This window comes from Limnohabitans sp. TEGF005, from assembly GCF_055394835.1.
Genome location: NZ_AP029226.1, coordinates 2,104,484 through 2,121,402, shown reverse-complemented (window position 1 = coordinate 2,121,402; position 16,919 = coordinate 2,104,484). Strand labels below are relative to the sequence as shown.

Below are 16,919 nucleotides of genomic sequence, written 5' to 3'. Positions count from 1 at the left end.
AAGGGTGTGAGTTCAACAGAGTCTTGGAAGTTAGTGAGAACCATGAAGAATATTTCCAACCAATTGGCTTCGCTGCTATCCCGCGCGGGCATTTTTGCGGGTGCATGGCTGGCCACGGCTGCTCATGCGGTCAATGACTTGCCGGGCGGCCCTGCGGTCAATCAGCTCAACTTCGCACCTGCAGCGACCAAAATCGCTGAAGAGCAGCACTGGCTGCACTGGTTCATGTTGATCCTCTGCACGGTGATTTTCATTGCCGTTTTCGCGGTGATGTTCTATTCCATCTGGAAGCACCGCAAATCAGTGGGTCACAAGCCCGCGACTTTCACCGAGTCCATCACAGTCGAGGTGATTTGGACCGCAGTGCCTTTCCTGATCGTGATCCTGATGGCTTTGCCTGCCACCAAAGTGTTGGTGGCCCAAAAAGACACCACCAACGCCGATCTGACCGTCAAGGCCACTGGTTACCAGTGGAAATGGGGTTATGACTACATCAAAGGCGAAGGCGAAGGTCTGAGCTACATCTCCACCTTGGACTCTACTCAGCGCGCGATGTCCGATGCTGGCAAGCCCGAGGGCGACAACTACTTGCTGAAAGTGGACAACCCGCTGGTGGTGCCCGTGGGTCAGAAAGTGCGTGTGATTACCACCGCCAACGACGTGATTCATGCGTTTGCCGTGCCTGCTTTCGGTATCAAGCAAGACGCTATTCCGGGTTTCGTGCGCGACACTTGGTTCCGCGCAGAGAAGACGGGCGACTTCTACGGCCAGTGCCAGGAACTGTGCGGTAAAGAGCACGCTTACATGCCCATCCATGTGAAGGTGTTGTCTGCAGAAGACTACGCGGCTTGGGTTGTGGCAGAGAAGAAAAAACAAGCGGCAAAAGCCGATGATCCAGCCAAAGTCTGGGCCTTGGACGATCTGTCCAAGCGTGGCGAGAAAGTCTATGCGGCCAACTGTGCTGCCTGCCACCAGGCTAACGGCAAAGGCGCTGGCGCCATCAAGCCTGTAGACGGTTCGGCTGTCGTGTTGGATGCCGACAAGTCCAAGCAGATTGCTGTCTTGTTGAATGGTCAAAACAATGGCGCCATGCCCGCATGGAAACAGTTGTCCGACACCGAGATCGCTGCTGTGATCACCTACACCAAAAACAACTGGTCCAACAAGACCGGGCAAATCGTGCAACCGGCTGAAGTTCTGGCCGCTCGCAAATAAGCCGTACCGTATTCAAATCAAAGGAAATCAAGATGAGTGCCGTTCTAGACCATCACGATCACGCCCATGACGATCACGGTCACGCGCCTGCGGGCTGGCGTCGTTGGGTGTATGCCACCAACCACAAAGACATTGGTACTTTGTACCTGCTGTTCAGCTTCACCATGCTCATGATTGGTGGCGTGCTGGCACTTGGCATCCGTGCTGAGTTGTTCCAACCTGGCCTGCAAGTGGTCAACCCTGAACTGTTCAACCAGTTCACCACCATGCACGGCATCATCATGGTGTTCGGCGCGATCATGCCCGCCTTTGTGGGCTTTGCGAACTGGATGCTGCCTTTGCAAATCGGCGCGTCAGACATGGCTTTTGCCCGCATGAATAACTTCAGCTTCTGGCTGATGATTCCTGCCGCTGGCATGCTGGTCGGTTCGTTCTTCATGCCTGGCGGCGCACCTGCTGCTGGCTGGACCCTGTACGCACCCCTGACCCTGCAAATGGGCCCTTCGATGGACGCTGGTATTTTTGCCATGCACATCCTGGGTGCTTCGTCCATCATGGGTTCGATCAACATCATCGTGACCATCCTGAACATGCGCGCGCCTGGCATGACCTTGATGAAGATGCCCATGTTCGCCTGGACCTGGCTCATCACTGCTTACCTGTTGATCGCCGTGATGCCTGTTTTGGCTGGCGCGATCACCATGACACTGACTGACCGTCACTTCGGCACCAGCTTCTTCAACCCCGCTGGTGGCGGTGACCCGGTCATGTACCAGCACATTTTCTGGTTCTTCGGTCACCCCGAGGTGTACATCATGATCTTGCCGGCTTTCGGCATCATCAGCCAGATCGTGCCCGCTTTTGCACGCAAGAAGCTGTTTGGTTACGCCTCCATGGTGTACGCCACATCGTCGATCGCCATTCTGTCGTTCATCGTGTGGGCTCACCACATGTTCACGACCGGCATGCCCGTGACTGGCCAGTTGTTCTTCATGTACGCCACGATGCTGATTGCCGTGCCGACCGCTGTGAAGATCTTCAACTGGATCGCGACCATGTGGCGTGGCTCCATGACTTTTGAAACCCCCATGCTGTTCGCTGTGGGCTTCATCTTCGTGTTCACCATGGGTGGCTTCACCGGTCTGATCTTGGCCATGGCCCCGATCGACATTCAGTTGCAAGACACTTATTACGTGGTGGCTCACTTCCACTACGTGTTGGTGGCGGGTTCCTTGTTTGCTCTGTTCGCTGGTTTCTACTACTGGGTGCCCAAGTGGACCGGTGTGATGTACCACGAGACACGCGGCAAGATTCACTTCTGGTGGTCGTTGATTTCGTTCAACGTCACATTCTTCCCGATGCACTTCTTGGGTCTGGCGGGCATGCCACGTCGCTATGCCGACTACCCCATGCAGTTCACCGACTTCAACATGATTGCTTCGGTTGGCGCTTTCTTCTTCGGTTTTGCACAGGTTTACTTCTTCTTGTTCGTGGTGGTGCCAACCATGCGCGGTCAAGGCGAAAAAGCACCTCAAAAACCTTGGGAAGCTGCCGAAGGGCTCGAGTGGGAAGTGCCATCTCCAGCACCTTTCCACACCTTTGAAAACCCACCCAAGCTGGACGCCACTGCGACCCGCGTGATTGGTTGATCGATATGGCCGTGACACCTGAGCAAAGAAAAAGCAATGTGCGCCTGGGCCTGATTTTGGCCTCGGTGGCACTCGCCGTGTTGGTCGGGTTCGTGGCCAAGTTGCTGTTGCTGAACCGCTGAAAGACCCGAGATGAATCTGCGCGGCGAAAATCTGAAGATGGTGGGCAAGCTGGCGGTTGTGACCGCTGGCATGTTCTGCTTCGGGTACGCGCTGGTTCCCATCTACAAGGCCATCTGCGAGATGACAGGCATCAACATCCTGTCGATTTCAGAAACCCAGATCCCTGGCAATGCCAAGGCGGGTAAAGCGGCCGAAGTGCTGCGTAACAGCCAGGTCGACACCACACGCACCATCACCGTCGAGTTCGATGCCAATGTGCGCGGCCCTTGGGAGTTCAAACCCGAAAAGCGCTCCATGCAGGTTCACCCGGGTGAACTGAGTACCGTGATGTATGAGTTCCAGAATGTGCAAAACCGCCGCATGGCGGCTCAAGCCATTCCCAGCTATGCACCACGCGAAGCGGCCAACCACTTCAATAAGCTCGAATGTTTCTGTTTCAACCAGTACACATTGGAGCCGGGTGAGAAGAAGTCCTGGCCCGTCGCCTTTGTGATCGACCCCAAGTTGTCCAAAGACGTCACCACCATCACGCTGTCGTACACCTTCTTTGAAGTGGGCGGCAAGACACCTGCCGCACCCACAGCGCCTTTGGCCGCTGCTGTGCAGCCCGTGGCCGTCAAGTCGGGTCTGGGTTCATGAGCAATCCAAACCTGTCGCCTGAGCGCAAAACATCCTGGGTGCGTACCATTCAGGCGGTTTTGTGGTCATTTGTTGGCCTTCGCAAGAATGCCGACTACCAGCAAGATATTGAAAAGCTCAACCCGTTCCACATCATTGGTGTGGCCATCGGGCTGGCATTGTTATTTGTTCTGGGGCTCATCGCCCTGGTCAATTGGGTTGTGCTTCAGCCAACGGGTCTGTAAGCAGCAAGATTAGAGTTCGAAAGAAGAGAGCAGGAGTCCCCATGAGTTCAGCAGCACACGGCACCACGCCTTATTACTTTGTTCCGCACGAGTCGCGCCATCCCGTCATGGCGGCCATCGGCTTGTTCTTTCTGATCCTGGGTGCAGGTCAATGGATCAACGGTGCCGATTGGGGCATGTATTGCCTGTTTTTCGGCATGGCTTGGTGGTTGATTGTCTTGTACCAATGGTTCTCTGAGGCGGTTCAAGAGAGCGAAGGCGGCATGTACGGTCGCAAGATCGATTTGTCTTACCGCTGGAGCATGACCTGGTTCATCTTCTCTGAAGTCATGTTCTTCGGTGCTTTTTTCACTGCACTGTGGTGGGCTCGTTCGCATTCGGTGCCCGCACTGGGCAGCCTCGACAATGCACTGCTCTGGCCTGACTTCAAAGCGGCTTGGCCAAGCCTGATGGCCGGTGCCACAACATCGCCAGCAGGCATCATTGAGCCCTTCCAGACCGTTGGGCCATTTTGGTTGCCCACCATCAACACGGCTTTGTTGTTGACCTCGGGTGTGACTTTGACCATTGCGCACCATGCATTGCAAGTGGGTGACCGCAGCAAGACCATCAAGTTCATGTGGATGACGGTGTTGTTGGGTGTGATTTTCCTGATTGTGCAGGGCTATGAATACGCCCATGCTTGGGGTGATCTGAACCTCAAACTGTCCTCCGGCATTTATGGTTCCACCTTTTACATGTTGACCGGCTTTCACGGTTTCCACGTTTTTGTCGGCATGTTGATGTTGTTGTTCATCACTTTGCGTTTGCAAAAAGGCCACTTCACCCAAGACCGTCACTTCGGTTTTGAGGGCGCTGCCTGGTATTGGCACTTTGTGGACGTGGTGTGGTTGGGCTTGTACATCCTGGTGTATTGGATGTAAGTCCGATATTGCCGATGCAAAAAAGCGCCCTTGGGCGCTTTTTTGTTGGTGGAACGGCAGGCTTGGTTTGAGCTGGGCGAAATTTGTTCAGTCTGCAGGTGGCACCTTATTGGCAATCCCCGCAAAAACCCATCAAGCGCCTGGCGGAATGCCCGTGGGCTGTATCCAGCCCATCTTCCATGAAATCAGCACGCAAATGAAGAGGACAATCGAGAACCCAACGCGAAAGGCCAGCGCTGTGGCCATGTTGTTTTTTTTGGGCAGCTGCTCTTCAGACGATGCAGGGCGGCCCCGCATCATGTGGACCAAAGCCCAGACCAGACTCGCCAAGATGGCAACAAATGCGATGGCAACCAGAATTTTCATGAGCACATTATCCAATGACTGAGAAATCCCCGATCTGGCAAAGATGGTTGGTGCTTGGCATGGCCCTGCTGGGCATGGGCGTCACCTTTTCCTTGGGTCTGTGGCAACTGGGTCGCGCAGCCGAAAAAACAGCCTTCCAAGACGCCAAAACACAGCAAGCAGACAAAGTGGCCTTGGATGGCCGCACCTTGGGGTCTGCGTTGGATGATCAAGCGCAACGCGCAGGGTTGATACACCGGCGCATGGTGCTGATGGGCCGCTGGTTGCCGCAGCATTCGGTGTTCTTGGAAAATCGGCAGATGAATGCCAAGCCGGGGTTTTTTGTGCTGACGCCCTTGCAAATTGAGGGCACCAACGGGGTGGTCCTGGTGCAGCGCGGTTGGGCGCAGCGGTCGTTTACCGATCGGGCCGCGTTGCCAGCCATCCAGACACCCGAAGGACAAGTCGAGATTGAGGGGCATTTGGCCCCATGGCCATCAAGGCTCTACGATTTTGGCGGAGTTGAACAAGGCCCGATACGGCAAAATCTCGACCTGCAAGCATTTCGCCAAGAAACCGGTCTTGGTTTGCTGGATGTTTCCTTGTTGCAGTCGGGCCCGGCTTCTGAAGGGCTGCTGCGTGAATGGCCTGTGGTGGCCAGTGGTGTCGAAAAGCACCACGGATACGCTTTTCAATGGTTTGGCCTGAGTGGTCTGATCGCTTTACTTTATGTCTGGTTCCAAATTGTCCAACCCCGCCGCCAAAAAAGAACTGCCTGACAGCCCCTTGTCCATGACGGTGCATGACATGCCCTTGCCGGGCGATGTGGTGCAGGCCGATGCGCAACGCACGCGCATGGGCCGCTGGAAGATGATCGCCATGATGCTGATCTGCGCCTCGCCGGTCATTGCCTCGTATTTCACTTATTACGTGGTGCGCCCGGAGGGGCGTCGTGTTTATGGCGAACTGATTCAGCCGCAAAAAGACATGCCCCAAGCCACCGCTAAAAACCTGCAAGGCGAGCCAGTGACCTTGGACAGCCTGCGCGGTCAGTGGTTGTTGGTCACAGTGTCCTCGGGCGCTTGCGACGAGCGGTGCCAGCAAAACCTTTATTTCCAGCGCCAGTTGCGCGAAATTTTGGGGCGTGACAAAGACCGCGTGGACCGCCTCTGGCTGATCAGCGATGACGCACCTGTGGCACAAACGCTGTTGCCCGCACTGAGCACGGCGCATGTGCTTCGGCTGGACGAGGCCAGTGTGCAAAGCTGGATCAGCCCCGCTGCAGGGCAGCAACTGCAAGACCATTTGTATGTGGTGGACCCGATGGGTAATTTCATGATGCGTTTCCCGGCCCACATGGACGTGCCCAGTGCCTCCAAAGCCAAGCGCGATCTGGAACGTTTGCTCAAGGCGTCTGCCTCTTGGGACAAGGCCGGGCGATAAAACATGACCGAAGTTGACCTGTACAACCTCGCGCCGACTTTGCAGCTCATGGCTGTGGGCTTGGCTGTGGCGGCATTGCCCTTGGGCTGGTGGCTCTGGCGGCAACGCAGCGCCACGCCGTCCGGGCGTTTGAAGGCCCTGACCCTGATTACCTTGTTCCTGACCTTTGACTTGGTGTTGTTCGGCGCCTTCACGCGCCTGACCGATTCGGGATTGGGTTGCCCGGATTGGCCCGGTTGCTATGGCAGTGCCAGCCCGATGGGCGCCAGCACCCACATCACGGCAGCCGAAACTGCCATGCCCACCGGCCCTGTGACGCAAGGCAAAGCCTGGATCGAGATGGTGCACCGTTATCTGGCAAGCGGGGTGGGGGTGTTGATCCTGAGCTTGGCCATCATGACTTGGTGGCAGCGCCGCCAAAGCGACAGCATCAGCCCCTGGTGGCCCACCTTCACGCTGGTGTGGGTGTGTCTGCAAGGTGCATTTGGGGCGTTGACCGTGACCATGAAGTTGTTTCCGGCCATCGTCACCTTGCACCTCATGTTTGGCATTGGCTTGTTGGCCTTGCTGACGGCGCAAGCCGTGCGCTATGGCGGAGCAGGCTCAAGGCCCGTACCGGCGGGTTTGCGTGCGGGTTTATGGACCGGCTTTGTCTTGTTGTGGCTGCAAATTGCCTTGGGTGGATGGGTCAGCACCAATTACGCGGTACTGGCTTGCCCCGATTTCCCGACCTGCAACGGCCAATGGGTCCCTGCGATGGACTGGCAGGGGTTTAGCCTGTGGCGCGAGTTGGGCCACACACCCGATGGCCAGATCCTGCCCTTTCTGGCCTTGTCGTCTATTCACTTTGTGCACCGCTCGGCCGCATGGGTGGTGCTGGCGGTGTTGTTGTGGGTGGGTTGGCGTTTGCGCCAGCAACCAGGCCTCATCTCTGCTGGCCGCTGGTTGTTGCGTTTGTCGGCCCTGCAGTTCATCACAGGACTGAGCAATGTCGTGCTGGGCTGGCCTTTGCTGGCCGCCGTGCTGCACACCGGTGGCGCAGCCGCCATGGTCGTCACCTTGACCTGGGCGCTGTGCATCAGCCGCGCCGAACTTTCTTCTCGTTCACTTACCCCATCAAGGCCCGCCGCATGACCGCAGCCACTGCCCCATTGCCAACGTCCGCTTGGCGCCAGTACTACGCACTGACCAAGCCGCGCGTGGTTCAACTGATCGTTTTTTGTGCCTTGATCGGCATGGTCCTGGCCGTGCCGGGTGCACCCAGCATGGCCGAGTTGAGGTTGGGCCTGTGGGCTTGCGTCGGCATCTGGCTGGTGGCGGGTGCGGCGGCGGCTTTCAATTGCCTGGTCGAAAAAACCATCGATGCCAAGATGAAACGCACCGCCTGGCGTCCGACCGCCAAGGGCGAGTTGAGCGACCGCCAAGCCTTGTTGTTTTCGGGCGTTCTGTGCGCTTTGGGCTCGGCTGTGTTGTACGCGATGGTCAACCCGCTCACCATGTGGCTGACCTTTGCCACCTTCGTGGGATATGCCATCGTCTACACCGTGATTTTGAAACCGCTCACGCCACAAAACATCGTGATCGGTGGGGCCAGCGGGGCCATGCCCCCGGTGCTGGGGTGGGCGGCCATGACGGGCCAAGTGGGGCCAGAAGCGCTGATCTTGTTCTTGATCATTTTCTTGTGGACACCGCCGCACTTCTGGGCACTGGCCTTGTATCGGGTTGAGGATTATCGCAAGTCCGGCCTGCCCATGTTGCCTGTGACGCACGGCAACGAATTCACGCGTCTGCAAATTCTGCTTTACACCGTTGTTTTGATGGCATCTTGCCTCATGCCTTTTGTTTATGGCATGAGCTCGTGGTTGTATCTGGCCGTCGCCGTGGTGCTGAGCATCGGTTTCATTGGCTATGCGGTGGCGCTGTACCGTGAATACTCGGACGAATTGGCCCGCAAAACTTTCCGTTTTTCACTGATCCATCTGAGCGCTTTGTTTGCCGCCTTGCTGCTCGATCACTACATTTTTTAAGGCCTGACATGGTGCAACGCAGAATTTTCCCCCAGTGGGCCTTGGCGCTGGGCATGGTCAGCGGTCTGGTGGCTCTGGTGGGTTGTGGCCAGGACAAGCCCACATTTCGCGGGGTGGACATCACCGGTGCTGACTATGCACAAGGCTGGGAATTGAGTGACCAGAATGGCCAGGTCCGTACCTTGAAAGACTATGCAGGCAAGGCGGTTGTGGTGTTTTTTGGCTATACCCAATGCCCTGATGTCTGCCCTACGGCCTTGCAAGAGATGGCCGAGGCCAAGCAGTTGTTGGGGGCCGATGGGGCGCGTTTGCAAAGCATCTTCATCACGGTCGACCCCGAGCGTGACACCCCCGAGCTTTTGCAGGCCTATATGGCCAATTTCGGCGCCGACTTTGTGGCCTTGCGCCCCACAGCCGAGCAACTGCCCAAGGTCACCAAAGACTTCAAGATCTATTACAAAAAGGTCGAAGGCAAAACCCCTACCAGCTACACCATGGACCACTCTGCAGGCAGCTTCACCTTTGATCCGCAGGGCCGCATCCGTCTGTACAACCGCCACGCCAGTGGTGCGGCAGCGCTGGCAGCCGATGTCAAAATTTTGCTCAGCGGCAAGTGATGAAGGCGGGCACCGACGGCGCTTGCCCCCCCCTGAGCGCCACTGCAAAACGGACAGCACCGGCACCGGCACCCGCAGGCGATCAATTCAGTTCGATTTTTTGATGGCGAATGATCTCGCCCAAAGCCTGGGTGTCTGCATCGATGCGGTTGCGCAAACCTTCGGGCGAAGAGCCCACCACTTGCCAGCCCTGCTGGAACAAACGCGCCCGCATGTCAGGGCTGCGCACGATGTCGCTGACTAGCGCCGACAATTTGCTGGCCACGGCTGCTGGCATCGAAACGGGAGCGGCCACGGCATTCCAGATCTCGAGCTGGTAGTTTTTCACGCCGATCTCGGCCAGACTGGGCACCTCGGGTGCGACCGGGCTGCGCCCAGTGCTGGTGGTGCCGATGGCTCTTAATTTGCCACCTTTCACCTGAGCAGCCGCCATGGCCGGCGGCAGCAACGCCAATTGCACTTGGCCGCCCAGCATGGCTGTGATGATCTGTGGGTTGCCAGGGTAGGGCACATGCACGGGGGCGATGCCTGCTTTGCTTTTCAGCAGCTCCATGCCCAAATGTGCGACGGTGCCCACGCCAGGTGAGGCATAGCTGAGCGTGTTGCCCGCTTTTTGGGCTTGGGTCAGCCACTCGGCTGCAGTCTGGCCGGGCGCATTGGCAGGCACGGTGAGGACCAAGGGGGCTTTGCCGATCAGGCTGATCGGTGCCAGATGCTTCAAGGGGTCGTACGGTACTTTGGGGTTCAGGATGCGGGCAATCGTCATGTTGCCGTTGATCATCAAACCCAAGGTATGACCGTCGGTGGACTTGGCCACAAAATCGGCCGCGATGTTGCCACCGGCACCGACCTTGTTTTCCACCACGACGTTTTGGCCCAGTGCTTTGGCCAAAGGCTCTGTCAAAGCGCGAGCGCTCAGGTCGGGGCTGGAGCCTGCGGGAAAGCCCACCACCAGGCGCACGGTTTGGGTGGGCCAATCGGCGGCCCAAGCCGGGGCCATGCCCAGTGCCAACAAGGCGCAGGCGGCATGATGCGCCCAGCGAGGTGAAAGCTGTAACCGCTTGCCGATGTTCATGGTGAATTCCTCAAGATGCAAAACAGCCGTCACTTTAGCGCAGCGCGGGCACTTGTTTGGGGATCGTCCTTGGCCGTGACAGCCCAAAAAAATACCCGGTCAAGACCGGGTATGGCGCTCGGTGGCAGTGGCAAAAGCCAAGCTGCAGATCAGGCGAATTCGACCAAGGCTTTCTTCATTTTCTTCATGGCCGCCACTTCAATCTGACGGATGCGCTCGGCGCTCACGCCGTATTCGTCGGCCAGGTCGTGCAGAGTCATGCCACCGGAGCCGTTGTCATTCACTTTGAGCCAGCGCTCTTCCACGATGCGGCGACTGCGATCGTCCAGTGCATTGAGCGCAGTAGCCAAGCCATCGCTGGCCATCACGTCACGCTGGTGCGCTTCGATCATGGCCGTGGGTTCGTGGTTGACGTCGGCCAAGTAGGCAATCGGGCCAAAGGCCTGCTCGCCATCGTCAGAAGGTGCGGGGTCCAAAAGCACATCGCCGCCAGACATGCGCATTTCCATCTCGCGCACTTCTTCGCGCTTGACGTTCAGGCTGTGGGCCATCGAGTCAACCTGCGCTGGTGTCAGCGTGTCGCGGTGCGTGCCTTCATCGGCGTCTGCTTTGTAACCTTGCTTCATCGAGCGCAGGTTGAAAAACAGTTTGCGCTGGGCCTTGGTGGTCGCCACCTTGACCATGCGCCAGTTTTTCAGGATGTATTCGTGAATCTCGGCCTTGATCCAGTGCAGCGCGTAGCTCACCAGGCGCACGCCTTGGTCGGGGTCGAAACGCTTGACGGCCTTCATCAGGCCCACGTTGCCTTCCTGAATCAGGTCGCCATGTGGCAGGCCATAGCCCAAGTATTGGCGGGACACCGACACCACCAAGCGCAGGTGCGAGAGCACCAGCTTGCGGGCGGCTTCGATGTCGTCGTTGGCCCTGAGCTGGCGGGCGGCCTCTTGCTCTTCCTCAAGGGTGAGCATGGGCATGCGGTTGACCGCAGAAATGTAAGCGTCCAGATGGCCGAGCGAGGGCACCACAGCCCATGGATTGCTCAGCGTCATCGCAGTGGTGGGCGAACCAGTTTGAATGTTCATACCAGAACTCCTTTCAGAATACTGAGATATTAGCACTCCACAGGGGAGAGTGCTAAGTGGTGTGGGCTGATGCCGCGAGGGCATCAGGGTTTTCCATGATTTTGCAGGGCGTTGCAGGCGGTGGTCTGTGGGCTGGCTGACATTCCAGACCCTTATTTCGGCGTGATCTGTGGCTTGAATTCGGCTGGGCAATCAGCTCAAAAGGGCCTGTGCAAACTCCCGGGCATCGAAGGTTTCGAGGTCTTCCAGCTTTTCGCCCACCCCGATGAAATACACCGGAATCGGTTTTTCGCGGGCAATGGCGCACAGCACGCCGCCTTTGGCCGTGCCATCGAGCTTGGTCACGATCAGGCCGGTCAGGCCCAAAGTGTCGTCAAAGGCCCGCACTTGGGCCAGGGCGTTCTGGCCGGTGTTGCCGTCGATCACCAGCAGCACCTCGTGCGGGGCCGTGCTGTCGGCTTTTTGCACCACGCGCTTGATTTTTTTCAACTCTTCCATCAGGTGCGTTTGTGTCGGCAAACGGCCGGCCGTGTCCACCAGCACCACATCGCGGCCCCGGGCGCGGCCTGCGGTGACGGCATCAAAGCTGACGGCAGCCGGGTCGCCGCCTTGCTGGCTGACAATCTCGACAGTGTTGCGGTCGGCCCAAACGGCCAGTTGCTCCTTGGCCGCCGCACGGAAGGTGTCGGCCGCCGCCAACAGCACGCTCAGGCCTTCGTCGGCCAGGTGCTTGGTCAATTTGCCAATGGAGGTGGTTTTCCCTGCGCCATTGACGCCCGCCACCATGATCACGGTGGGTTGGTGGTCGCCAATCGACAAGGGTTTTTGCAGGGGCAAAAGCAGGTCGGTGATGGCATCGGCCAGCAAGGTCTTGACCTGTGAGGCTTCAGTGGTTTTGGTCTCTTTTACGCGGCGTTTGAGGTCTTGCAGCAAATGCTCGGTGGCTTTGACGCCTGTATCGGCCATCAGCAACGCTGTTTCCAGCTCTTCATAGAGTTCGTCGTCAATCCGGGTGCCGGTGAAGACGGTGGCGATGCTGGAGCCCGTCTTGCGCAAGCCCGCCTTCAAACGGTCCAGCCAAGCTTGGCGGGCCACAGGGGGTGCTGTCGGGGGTGCCGTCGGCGGGGTTGCTGCGGCGTTGGGCACCGGCGTGGCCGCCTCGATGGCGGTGAGCGCCGCGGGGCCAGTTACCGCGTCTGAGGCAGCAGCAGATGGCTGCGACACAGGCTCAGCTTGGGCTGCAGCAGGTGCTGCGACCAAGCCCGAGACCGGGGCTGGAACGGATTGAGCCTCGGGTGGTGGGGATTTTTTTTTGAAGAAACTGAACATGGTGTGGATTTCAAGGATCATGCATTCTATGAAACCGAACTTTCTCTGGGGTATCGCTGTCGCCACCGCCTTGCTGGTCGCAGCTGGGGGCGTATCGGCCCAAGCCCCTCAAGCCAGGCAGGCAGCCACCGGGCAAGCCAGCGGCACAGCCTCGGCCCAGGTGCACAACTTCACTTTGGCCAACGGCATGGCGCTGTGGGTCAAACCCGACCGCCGAGCCCCCACTGCCGTGCACATGGTCTGGCTACGGGTGGGCTCGATGGACGAGGTAGATGGCACCAGTGGCGTGGCCCATGTGCTCGAGCACATGCTGTTCAAGGGCACGCCCAATTTGGCTGCGGGTGAATTTTCGCGCCGGGTGGCCGCTTTGGGTGGGCGCGAAAACGCTTTCACCTCCAAAGACTACACAGGCTATTACCAGCAAATTCCGTCCAGCCAGCTGGAAGCTGTGATGCGCCTGGAGGCTGACCGCTTTGCCAACAACCAGTGGCCCGATGCCGAATTTGCCAAAGAGCTGGAGGTGGTCAAAGAGGAGCGTCGCCTGCGCACCGACGACAACCCCCGTGCCCAGTTGCACGAAATGCTGGCATCCACCGCTTTGTCGGCATCGCCGTATCGCCGCCCTATCGTGGGCTGGATGAGCGATCTGGAAGCCATGACGGCGCAAGACGCCCGAGATTTTTACCGCAAGTGGTACACACCGGCCAACGCGGTCGTGGTGGTCGCGGGCGATGTCGATCCTTTGCAGGTGAAAGCACTGGCCGAAAAATACTACGGTGTGATGCCTGCCCGGCCCGTGGCCGAGCGCAAGCCTCAGCAAGAGCCCGCTCAGCAAGGCTTGCGCCGGTTCGAGTTCAAAGCGCCTGCCGAACAGTCGTATGTCGCGCTGGCCTTCAAAGTGCCGCGCCTGGCCAGTCTGGAGGTCACACCCGAGCACGACGATGCCTTGGCCTTGACGGTGCTGGCGGCGGTGCTGGATGGCTACAGCGGTGCCCGCTTGGAGCGGGCCTTGACGCAGGGTGAGCAGCGTTTGGCCGACAGCGTGGGCGCACACAATGGTTTGATGGGCCGTGGCCCGCAGTTCTTTTATCTGGAAGGCGTGCCTGCTCCGGGCCAAACGCCCGAAGCGCTGGAAGTGGCCTTGCGTGCCCAGATCCAGCGCGTGGCCACCGCAGGGGTGACCGATGCCGAGTTGCAGCGTGTCAAGACCCAATGGGTGGCCAGTGAAATCTACAAGCTCGACTCGGTCTTCAACCAAGCCCGCGAATTGGGCGTGGCCTGGACGCTGGGCTTGCCAGCCGATCACGGCGCCCAATTGATCCAGCGCTTGCGCCAAGTGACCCCGTCCCAAGTGCAGGCAGTGGCTCAAAAATACTTTGGCGACGACAGCCTCACGGTCGCGACTTTGCGGCCGCAAGCGGTGTCGGGGCAGCCCCGTGCCAAGCGCGTTGTCCCTGGTGCGCGTCATTGAGTTGGGCATCGCCATTGGCCACTGACGTGAATGCACTTGCTTTGTTCTTTGCGGCGGGGTTCGGCTTCGGTTTTGACCGGTGTCTCGACCTGGATCTCGATGGCTGCCCCCAGCGAAACCCCGTGTGAAAGTAAACCCTCTATGTTGTTGATGTCTTCTGGTTCGCCTCACCCGCTTCGTTCATGGGGGCGACTGTCCCGTGTGGCCTGGCTGGCCAGTTGTTTGCTGGCCAGCACTTGGGCGCATGCCGCTTTGCCCATTCAACACTGGACACAAGCCAGTGGGGCCCGCGTGTACCTGGTCGAAAGCCACGCGATTCCCATGGTGGACGTGCAAATTGACCTGGATGCAGGCAGCCGCCGTGACCCCGCTGCGCAAGCGGGTCTGGCCTCGGTGATGGCCGGACAAATGTCCAGTGGTTTGCGTTCGGCACCTGCCAGGTCGGGGGCTTATGTGCAGGCACTGGATGAAAATCAAATCGGTGAAGCCTGGGCCGATCTGGGGGCCAGTTTTGGGGCCAGTGCGGGTGCGGACCGCATGGGTTTTTCGCTGCGCAGCCTGAGTTACCCAGACCTGCTGGACAAAGCCGTCGCGCTTGCCGCCCGGCAAATGGCTCACCCGTCGTTTCCCGAGGCCGTTTGGCTGCGTGACCGCGAACGCATCAGTGCAGCCATCCGAGAATCTCTGACGAAACCCGCCACCTTGGTGCAACAAAAATTTGCTTCGGCGGTGTACGGTGTGCACCCTTACGGTTACCGCACCACACCCGAGTCCTTGTCACGCATCGGTGTGCAGGACCTGCACACTTTGCATGCCCAATCCTTGCAAACTTGCCGCGCATCGGTGAGCGTGGTGGGGGCACTCACCCGGGCGCAGACCGATGCGCTGGTCACGCGTTTGCTGGCGCTGTGGCCCAACACCTCGGCGTGCAAGCCCTTGCCTACGGTGCCCGAAGTGGCCCCTTTGGCTGAAGCACAAAACCTGAGCGTGCCTTTTGATTCGGCCCAGGCCCACGTGTTGATCGGCCAGCCGGGTTACAAGCGCAATGACCCGGATTTCTTTGCCTTGTTGGTGGGCAACCACATTTTGGGTGGCGGGGGATTCGTGTCGCGCCTGAGCGAACAGGTGCGCGAAAAGCGCGGCTTGAGCTACAGCGTGTACAGCTATTTTTCACCCGGCTTGCATGCCGGGGCGTTCACGGTGGGTTTGCAAACCCGCCCTGACCAGGCCACCCAAGCCGTGGCCGTGGCCAAAGAAGTGGTGCAAGGCTTTGTGAGCGCAGGCCCAACCGAGGCCGAATTGATGGCCGCCAAATCCAATCTGGTGGGCGGATTCGCGCTGCGCATCGACAGCAACCGCAAGCTGCTGGACAACGTGGCCAACATCGCCTGGAACCGCTTGCCACTCAATTACCTGGACACCTGGACCCAGCAAGTCGAGCGCGTGAGCCTGGACGATGTGCGCCGCGCCATGGCCCGGGTGCTGCAGCCTCAGCGCATGGTCACCGTGGTGCTGGGCGCGCAGCCCTGAGGCGCGAATGTGGGGTCATGGCCTTTACACTTGCAGCCTATGCCCTCATCCAAATCTACACGCCAGGCGACCAGCGGCGCAGCCCGAAAGCCCGCCGCTAAAAAGCCCCAGCACCGGGTCCCCAAAGGCCCGCCTTCGCACGAAATCCGCATCATTGGCGGGCAATGGCGCCGCACCCGGCTGAAAGTCATCGACAAACCGGGTCTGCGCCCCACCCCCGACCGCGTGCGTGAAACCCTGTTCAACTGGCTGGGCCAAGATCTGAGTGGCTGGCGCTGCGTGGATGCGTTTGCGGGCACGGGTGTGCTGGGGCTGGAGGCTGCATCGCGCGGCGCGGCCCATGTGCTGATGGTCGAGCAAGACGCCGTGTTGGTGCGTGACTTGCAAGGCAATGCCATGCGCCTCAAAGCCAGCATGGTCAGTGTGCAGCGCGGGGATGCTGTGACCACGTTGGCCCGTTTGCCTGCGGGCAGCGTGGATTTGGTGTTCATCGACCCCCCCTTTGACGGCCCTTTGTTTGAACCCGCCCTGAAAGCCGCAGCCAAAGCGGTGCCTGCAGGCGGCTGGATCTACCTCGAAGCGCCCGTGCAGTGGCCGGACGAGGCCTTGGCTGCTTTGGGCTTGCAATGCGAGCGCCACCTCAAAGCGGGTGCGGTGCATGCCCACCTGTTGCAGCGCACCGCATAAATTCCCGATGTCACTTCATCTGCCCGCAAGGAGCCTGCCATGAGCCGATCCGCCTCTGTCACCGCTGTGTATTCCGGCACGTTTGACCCGCTGACCCTGGGCCACGAAGATGCGATCCGGCGTGCCGCGCAGATGTTTGACCAAGTCATCATTGCTGTGGCCCGTGCGCATCATAAAAACACCATGTTCTCGCTGGATGAGCGCTTGGCGCTTGCGCAGGCCGCACTGGTCGATTGCCCCAACGTGAAGGCGATGCCGTTTGACGGCCTGATCGTGGAGTTTGTGCGTGCGCAAAACGCGCAGCTCATCGTGCGCGGTTTGCGCTCGGTGACCGATTACGACTACGAAACTCAAATGGCGGGCATGAACCGCCATCTGGCCCCTGAGGTGGACACCGTGTTTTTGCACACCAGTGCGGGCGTGCAACACATCAGCAGCACCTTGGTGCGCGAGATCTCCAAACTGGGTGGTGATGTGTCGGGCTTGGTCTCAGCGCCGGTGCTCAATGCTTTGCAAGCCAAGGTGGCGACCAAGCACTGA

19 protein-coding genes are annotated in these 16,919 nt (G+C 59.1%); 15 read left to right on the top strand and 4 right to left on the bottom strand.

The window, feature by feature from the left end; all coding sequences use genetic code 11:
- Positions 1 to 42 precede the first annotated feature (42 nt).
- From coxB to ACZ5RG_RS10225, 6 genes are read left to right on the top strand one after another with little or no spacing between them, the layout of a single operon-like run.
- A complete protein-coding gene (coxB, locus tag ACZ5RG_RS10250) occupies positions 43 to 1,215 on the top strand; it encodes a cytochrome c oxidase subunit II (protein WP_298601184.1) in 1,173 nt (390 codons plus the stop codon).
- 32 nt (positions 1,216 to 1,247) lie between these two features.
- Complete coding sequence (ctaD, locus tag ACZ5RG_RS10245; protein ID WP_298601187.1) at positions 1,248 to 2,864, top strand: cytochrome c oxidase subunit I; 1,617 nt, start codon at positions 1,248 to 1,250, stop codon at positions 2,862 to 2,864.
- Positions 2,865 to 2,869: 5 nt separating this feature from the next.
- On the top strand, positions 2,870 to 2,986 hold the full coding sequence (locus ACZ5RG_RS10240; protein WP_298601190.1) for a cytochrome oxidase small assembly protein: 117 nt from the start codon (positions 2,870 to 2,872) through the stop codon (positions 2,984 to 2,986).
- Positions 2,987 to 2,996: 10 nt separating this feature from the next.
- On the top strand, positions 2,997 to 3,626 hold the full coding sequence (locus ACZ5RG_RS10235) for a cytochrome c oxidase assembly protein (RefSeq protein WP_298601193.1): 630 nt from the start codon (positions 2,997 to 2,999) through the stop codon (positions 3,624 to 3,626).
- Positions 3,623 to 3,850, top strand: coding sequence for a DUF2970 domain-containing protein (locus tag ACZ5RG_RS10230; protein WP_298601195.1), 228 nt, complete (start codon positions 3,623 to 3,625; stop codon positions 3,848 to 3,850). Before ACZ5RG_RS10235 ends, ACZ5RG_RS10230 begins: the two co-directional genes overlap by 4 nt.
- Positions 3,851 to 3,891: 41 nt before the next feature.
- Complete coding sequence (locus ACZ5RG_RS10225; protein WP_315135504.1) at positions 3,892 to 4,773, top strand: cytochrome c oxidase subunit 3; 882 nt, start codon at positions 3,892 to 3,894, stop codon at positions 4,771 to 4,773.
- A 132-nt stretch (positions 4,774 to 4,905) separates the two neighbouring features.
- Here the strand turns inward: ACZ5RG_RS10225 and ACZ5RG_RS10220 are convergent, their stop codons facing one another.
- Positions 4,906 to 5,139 (bottom strand): twin transmembrane helix small protein, encoded by a 234-nt coding sequence (locus ACZ5RG_RS10220; RefSeq protein ID WP_298601201.1) that lies wholly within the window; start codon positions 5,137 to 5,139, stop codon positions 4,906 to 4,908.
- 14 nt (positions 5,140 to 5,153) lie between these two features.
- Between ACZ5RG_RS10220 and ACZ5RG_RS10215 the strand changes: the two genes are divergently transcribed.
- Genes ACZ5RG_RS10215 through ACZ5RG_RS10195 form a run of 5 tightly spaced genes read left to right on the top strand, consistent with a single transcriptional unit; the run spans position 5,154 to position 9,205 of the window.
- Positions 5,154 to 5,897 (top strand): SURF1 family protein, encoded by a 744-nt coding sequence (locus ACZ5RG_RS10215; protein WP_298601204.1) that lies wholly within the window; start codon positions 5,154 to 5,156, stop codon positions 5,895 to 5,897.
- Entirely contained in the window at positions 5,848 to 6,561 is a 714-nt protein-coding gene (locus ACZ5RG_RS10210) for an SCO family protein (RefSeq protein ID WP_298601208.1), read from the top strand. Before ACZ5RG_RS10215 ends, ACZ5RG_RS10210 begins: the two co-directional genes overlap by 50 nt.
- Before the next feature lie 3 nt (positions 6,562 to 6,564).
- On the top strand, positions 6,565 to 7,695 hold the full coding sequence (locus tag ACZ5RG_RS10205; RefSeq protein ID WP_464446973.1) for a COX15/CtaA family protein: 1,131 nt from the start codon (positions 6,565 to 6,567) through the stop codon (positions 7,693 to 7,695).
- The gene (gene cyoE, locus ACZ5RG_RS10200) at positions 7,692 to 8,588 is read left to right on the top strand and encodes a heme o synthase (protein WP_298601214.1); all 897 of its coding nucleotides are present in this window, start codon (positions 7,692 to 7,694) and stop codon (positions 8,586 to 8,588) included. Before ACZ5RG_RS10205 ends, cyoE begins: the two co-directional genes overlap by 4 nt.
- Positions 8,589 to 8,641: 53 nt before the next feature.
- The gene (locus ACZ5RG_RS10195) at positions 8,642 to 9,205 is read left to right on the top strand and encodes an SCO family protein (protein ID WP_298601233.1); all 564 of its coding nucleotides are present in this window, start codon (positions 8,642 to 8,644) and stop codon (positions 9,203 to 9,205) included.
- An 82-nt stretch (positions 9,206 to 9,287) separates the two neighbouring features.
- On the opposite strand, the gene ACZ5RG_RS10190 is transcribed toward ACZ5RG_RS10195, so the two are convergent.
- From ACZ5RG_RS10190 to ftsY, 3 genes are all read right to left on the bottom strand, one after another.
- Complete coding sequence (locus ACZ5RG_RS10190; RefSeq protein WP_464446972.1) at positions 9,288 to 10,280, bottom strand: Bug family tripartite tricarboxylate transporter substrate binding protein; 993 nt, start codon at positions 10,278 to 10,280, stop codon at positions 9,288 to 9,290.
- A gap of 149 nt (positions 10,281 to 10,429) precedes the next feature.
- The gene (gene rpoH / locus ACZ5RG_RS10185) at positions 10,430 to 11,362 is read right to left on the bottom strand and encodes an RNA polymerase sigma factor RpoH (protein ID WP_312261488.1); all 933 of its coding nucleotides are present in this window, start codon (positions 11,360 to 11,362) and stop codon (positions 10,430 to 10,432) included.
- Positions 11,363 to 11,554: 192 nt separating this feature from the next.
- Positions 11,555 to 12,691: a signal recognition particle-docking protein FtsY gene (gene ftsY / locus ACZ5RG_RS10180; RefSeq protein WP_464446971.1), complete on the bottom strand. Its 1,137-nt coding sequence runs from the start codon at positions 12,689 to 12,691 to the stop codon at positions 11,555 to 11,557.
- A 28-nt stretch (positions 12,692 to 12,719) separates the two neighbouring features.
- On the opposite strand from ftsY, the gene ACZ5RG_RS10175 reads away from it, so the two are divergent.
- The 4 genes from ACZ5RG_RS10175 (at position 12,720) to coaD (ending at position 16,919) form a co-directional block, all read left to right on the top strand.
- Positions 12,720 to 14,162, top strand: a complete 1,443-nt coding sequence (locus ACZ5RG_RS10175; protein ID WP_464446970.1) for a M16 family metallopeptidase — start codon at positions 12,720 to 12,722, stop codon at positions 14,160 to 14,162.
- A 150-nt stretch (positions 14,163 to 14,312) separates the two neighbouring features.
- Complete coding sequence (locus ACZ5RG_RS10170) at positions 14,313 to 15,692, top strand: M16 family metallopeptidase (protein ID WP_464448200.1); 1,380 nt, start codon at positions 14,313 to 14,315, stop codon at positions 15,690 to 15,692.
- 39 nt (positions 15,693 to 15,731) lie between these two features.
- Complete coding sequence (gene rsmD / locus ACZ5RG_RS10165) at positions 15,732 to 16,379, top strand: 16S rRNA (guanine(966)-N(2))-methyltransferase RsmD (protein ID WP_464446969.1); 648 nt, start codon at positions 15,732 to 15,734, stop codon at positions 16,377 to 16,379.
- A 39-nt stretch (positions 16,380 to 16,418) separates the two neighbouring features.
- The gene (gene coaD, locus ACZ5RG_RS10160; protein ID WP_298601230.1) at positions 16,419 to 16,919 is read left to right on the top strand and encodes a pantetheine-phosphate adenylyltransferase; all 501 of its coding nucleotides are present in this window, start codon (positions 16,419 to 16,421) and stop codon (positions 16,917 to 16,919) included.

Coding starts and splice junctions, on each gene's coding strand:
- coxB (WP_298601184.1), top strand. CDS start 43: ATGAAGAATATTTCCAACCAATTGGCTTCGCTGCTATCCCGCGCGGGC.
- ctaD (WP_298601187.1), top strand. CDS start 1,248: ATGAGTGCCGTTCTAGACCATCACGATCACGCCCATGACGATCACGGT.
- ACZ5RG_RS10240 (WP_298601190.1), top strand. CDS start 2,870: ATGGCCGTGACACCTGAGCAAAGAAAAAGCAATGTGCGCCTGGGCCTG.
- ACZ5RG_RS10235 (WP_298601193.1), top strand. CDS start 2,997: ATGAATCTGCGCGGCGAAAATCTGAAGATGGTGGGCAAGCTGGCGGTT.
- ACZ5RG_RS10230 (WP_298601195.1), top strand. CDS start 3,623: ATGAGCAATCCAAACCTGTCGCCTGAGCGCAAAACATCCTGGGTGCGT.
- ACZ5RG_RS10225 (WP_315135504.1), top strand. CDS start 3,892: ATGAGTTCAGCAGCACACGGCACCACGCCTTATTACTTTGTTCCGCAC.
- ACZ5RG_RS10220 (WP_298601201.1), bottom strand. CDS start 5,139: ATGAAAATTCTGGTTGCCATCGCATTTGTTGCCATCTTGGCGAGTCTG.
- ACZ5RG_RS10215 (WP_298601204.1), top strand. CDS start 5,154: ATGACTGAGAAATCCCCGATCTGGCAAAGATGGTTGGTGCTTGGCATG.
- ACZ5RG_RS10210 (WP_298601208.1), top strand. CDS start 5,848: ATGTCTGGTTCCAAATTGTCCAACCCCGCCGCCAAAAAAGAACTGCCT.
- ACZ5RG_RS10205 (WP_464446973.1), top strand. CDS start 6,565: ATGACCGAAGTTGACCTGTACAACCTCGCGCCGACTTTGCAGCTCATG.
- cyoE (WP_298601214.1), top strand. CDS start 7,692: ATGACCGCAGCCACTGCCCCATTGCCAACGTCCGCTTGGCGCCAGTAC.
- ACZ5RG_RS10195 (WP_298601233.1), top strand. CDS start 8,642: ATGGTCAGCGGTCTGGTGGCTCTGGTGGGTTGTGGCCAGGACAAGCCC.
- ACZ5RG_RS10190 (WP_464446972.1), bottom strand. CDS start 10,280: ATGAACATCGGCAAGCGGTTACAGCTTTCACCTCGCTGGGCGCATCAT.
- rpoH (WP_312261488.1), bottom strand. CDS start 11,362: ATGAACATTCAAACTGGTTCGCCCACCACTGCGATGACGCTGAGCAAT.
- ftsY (WP_464446971.1), bottom strand. CDS start 12,691: ATGTTCAGTTTCTTCAAAAAAAAATCCCCACCACCCGAGGCTCAATCC.
- ACZ5RG_RS10175 (WP_464446970.1), top strand. CDS start 12,720: ATGAAACCGAACTTTCTCTGGGGTATCGCTGTCGCCACCGCCTTGCTG.
- ACZ5RG_RS10170 (WP_464448200.1), top strand. CDS start 14,313: ATGTCTTCTGGTTCGCCTCACCCGCTTCGTTCATGGGGGCGACTGTCC.
- rsmD (WP_464446969.1), top strand. CDS start 15,732: ATGCCCTCATCCAAATCTACACGCCAGGCGACCAGCGGCGCAGCCCGA.
- coaD (WP_298601230.1), top strand. CDS start 16,419: ATGAGCCGATCCGCCTCTGTCACCGCTGTGTATTCCGGCACGTTTGAC.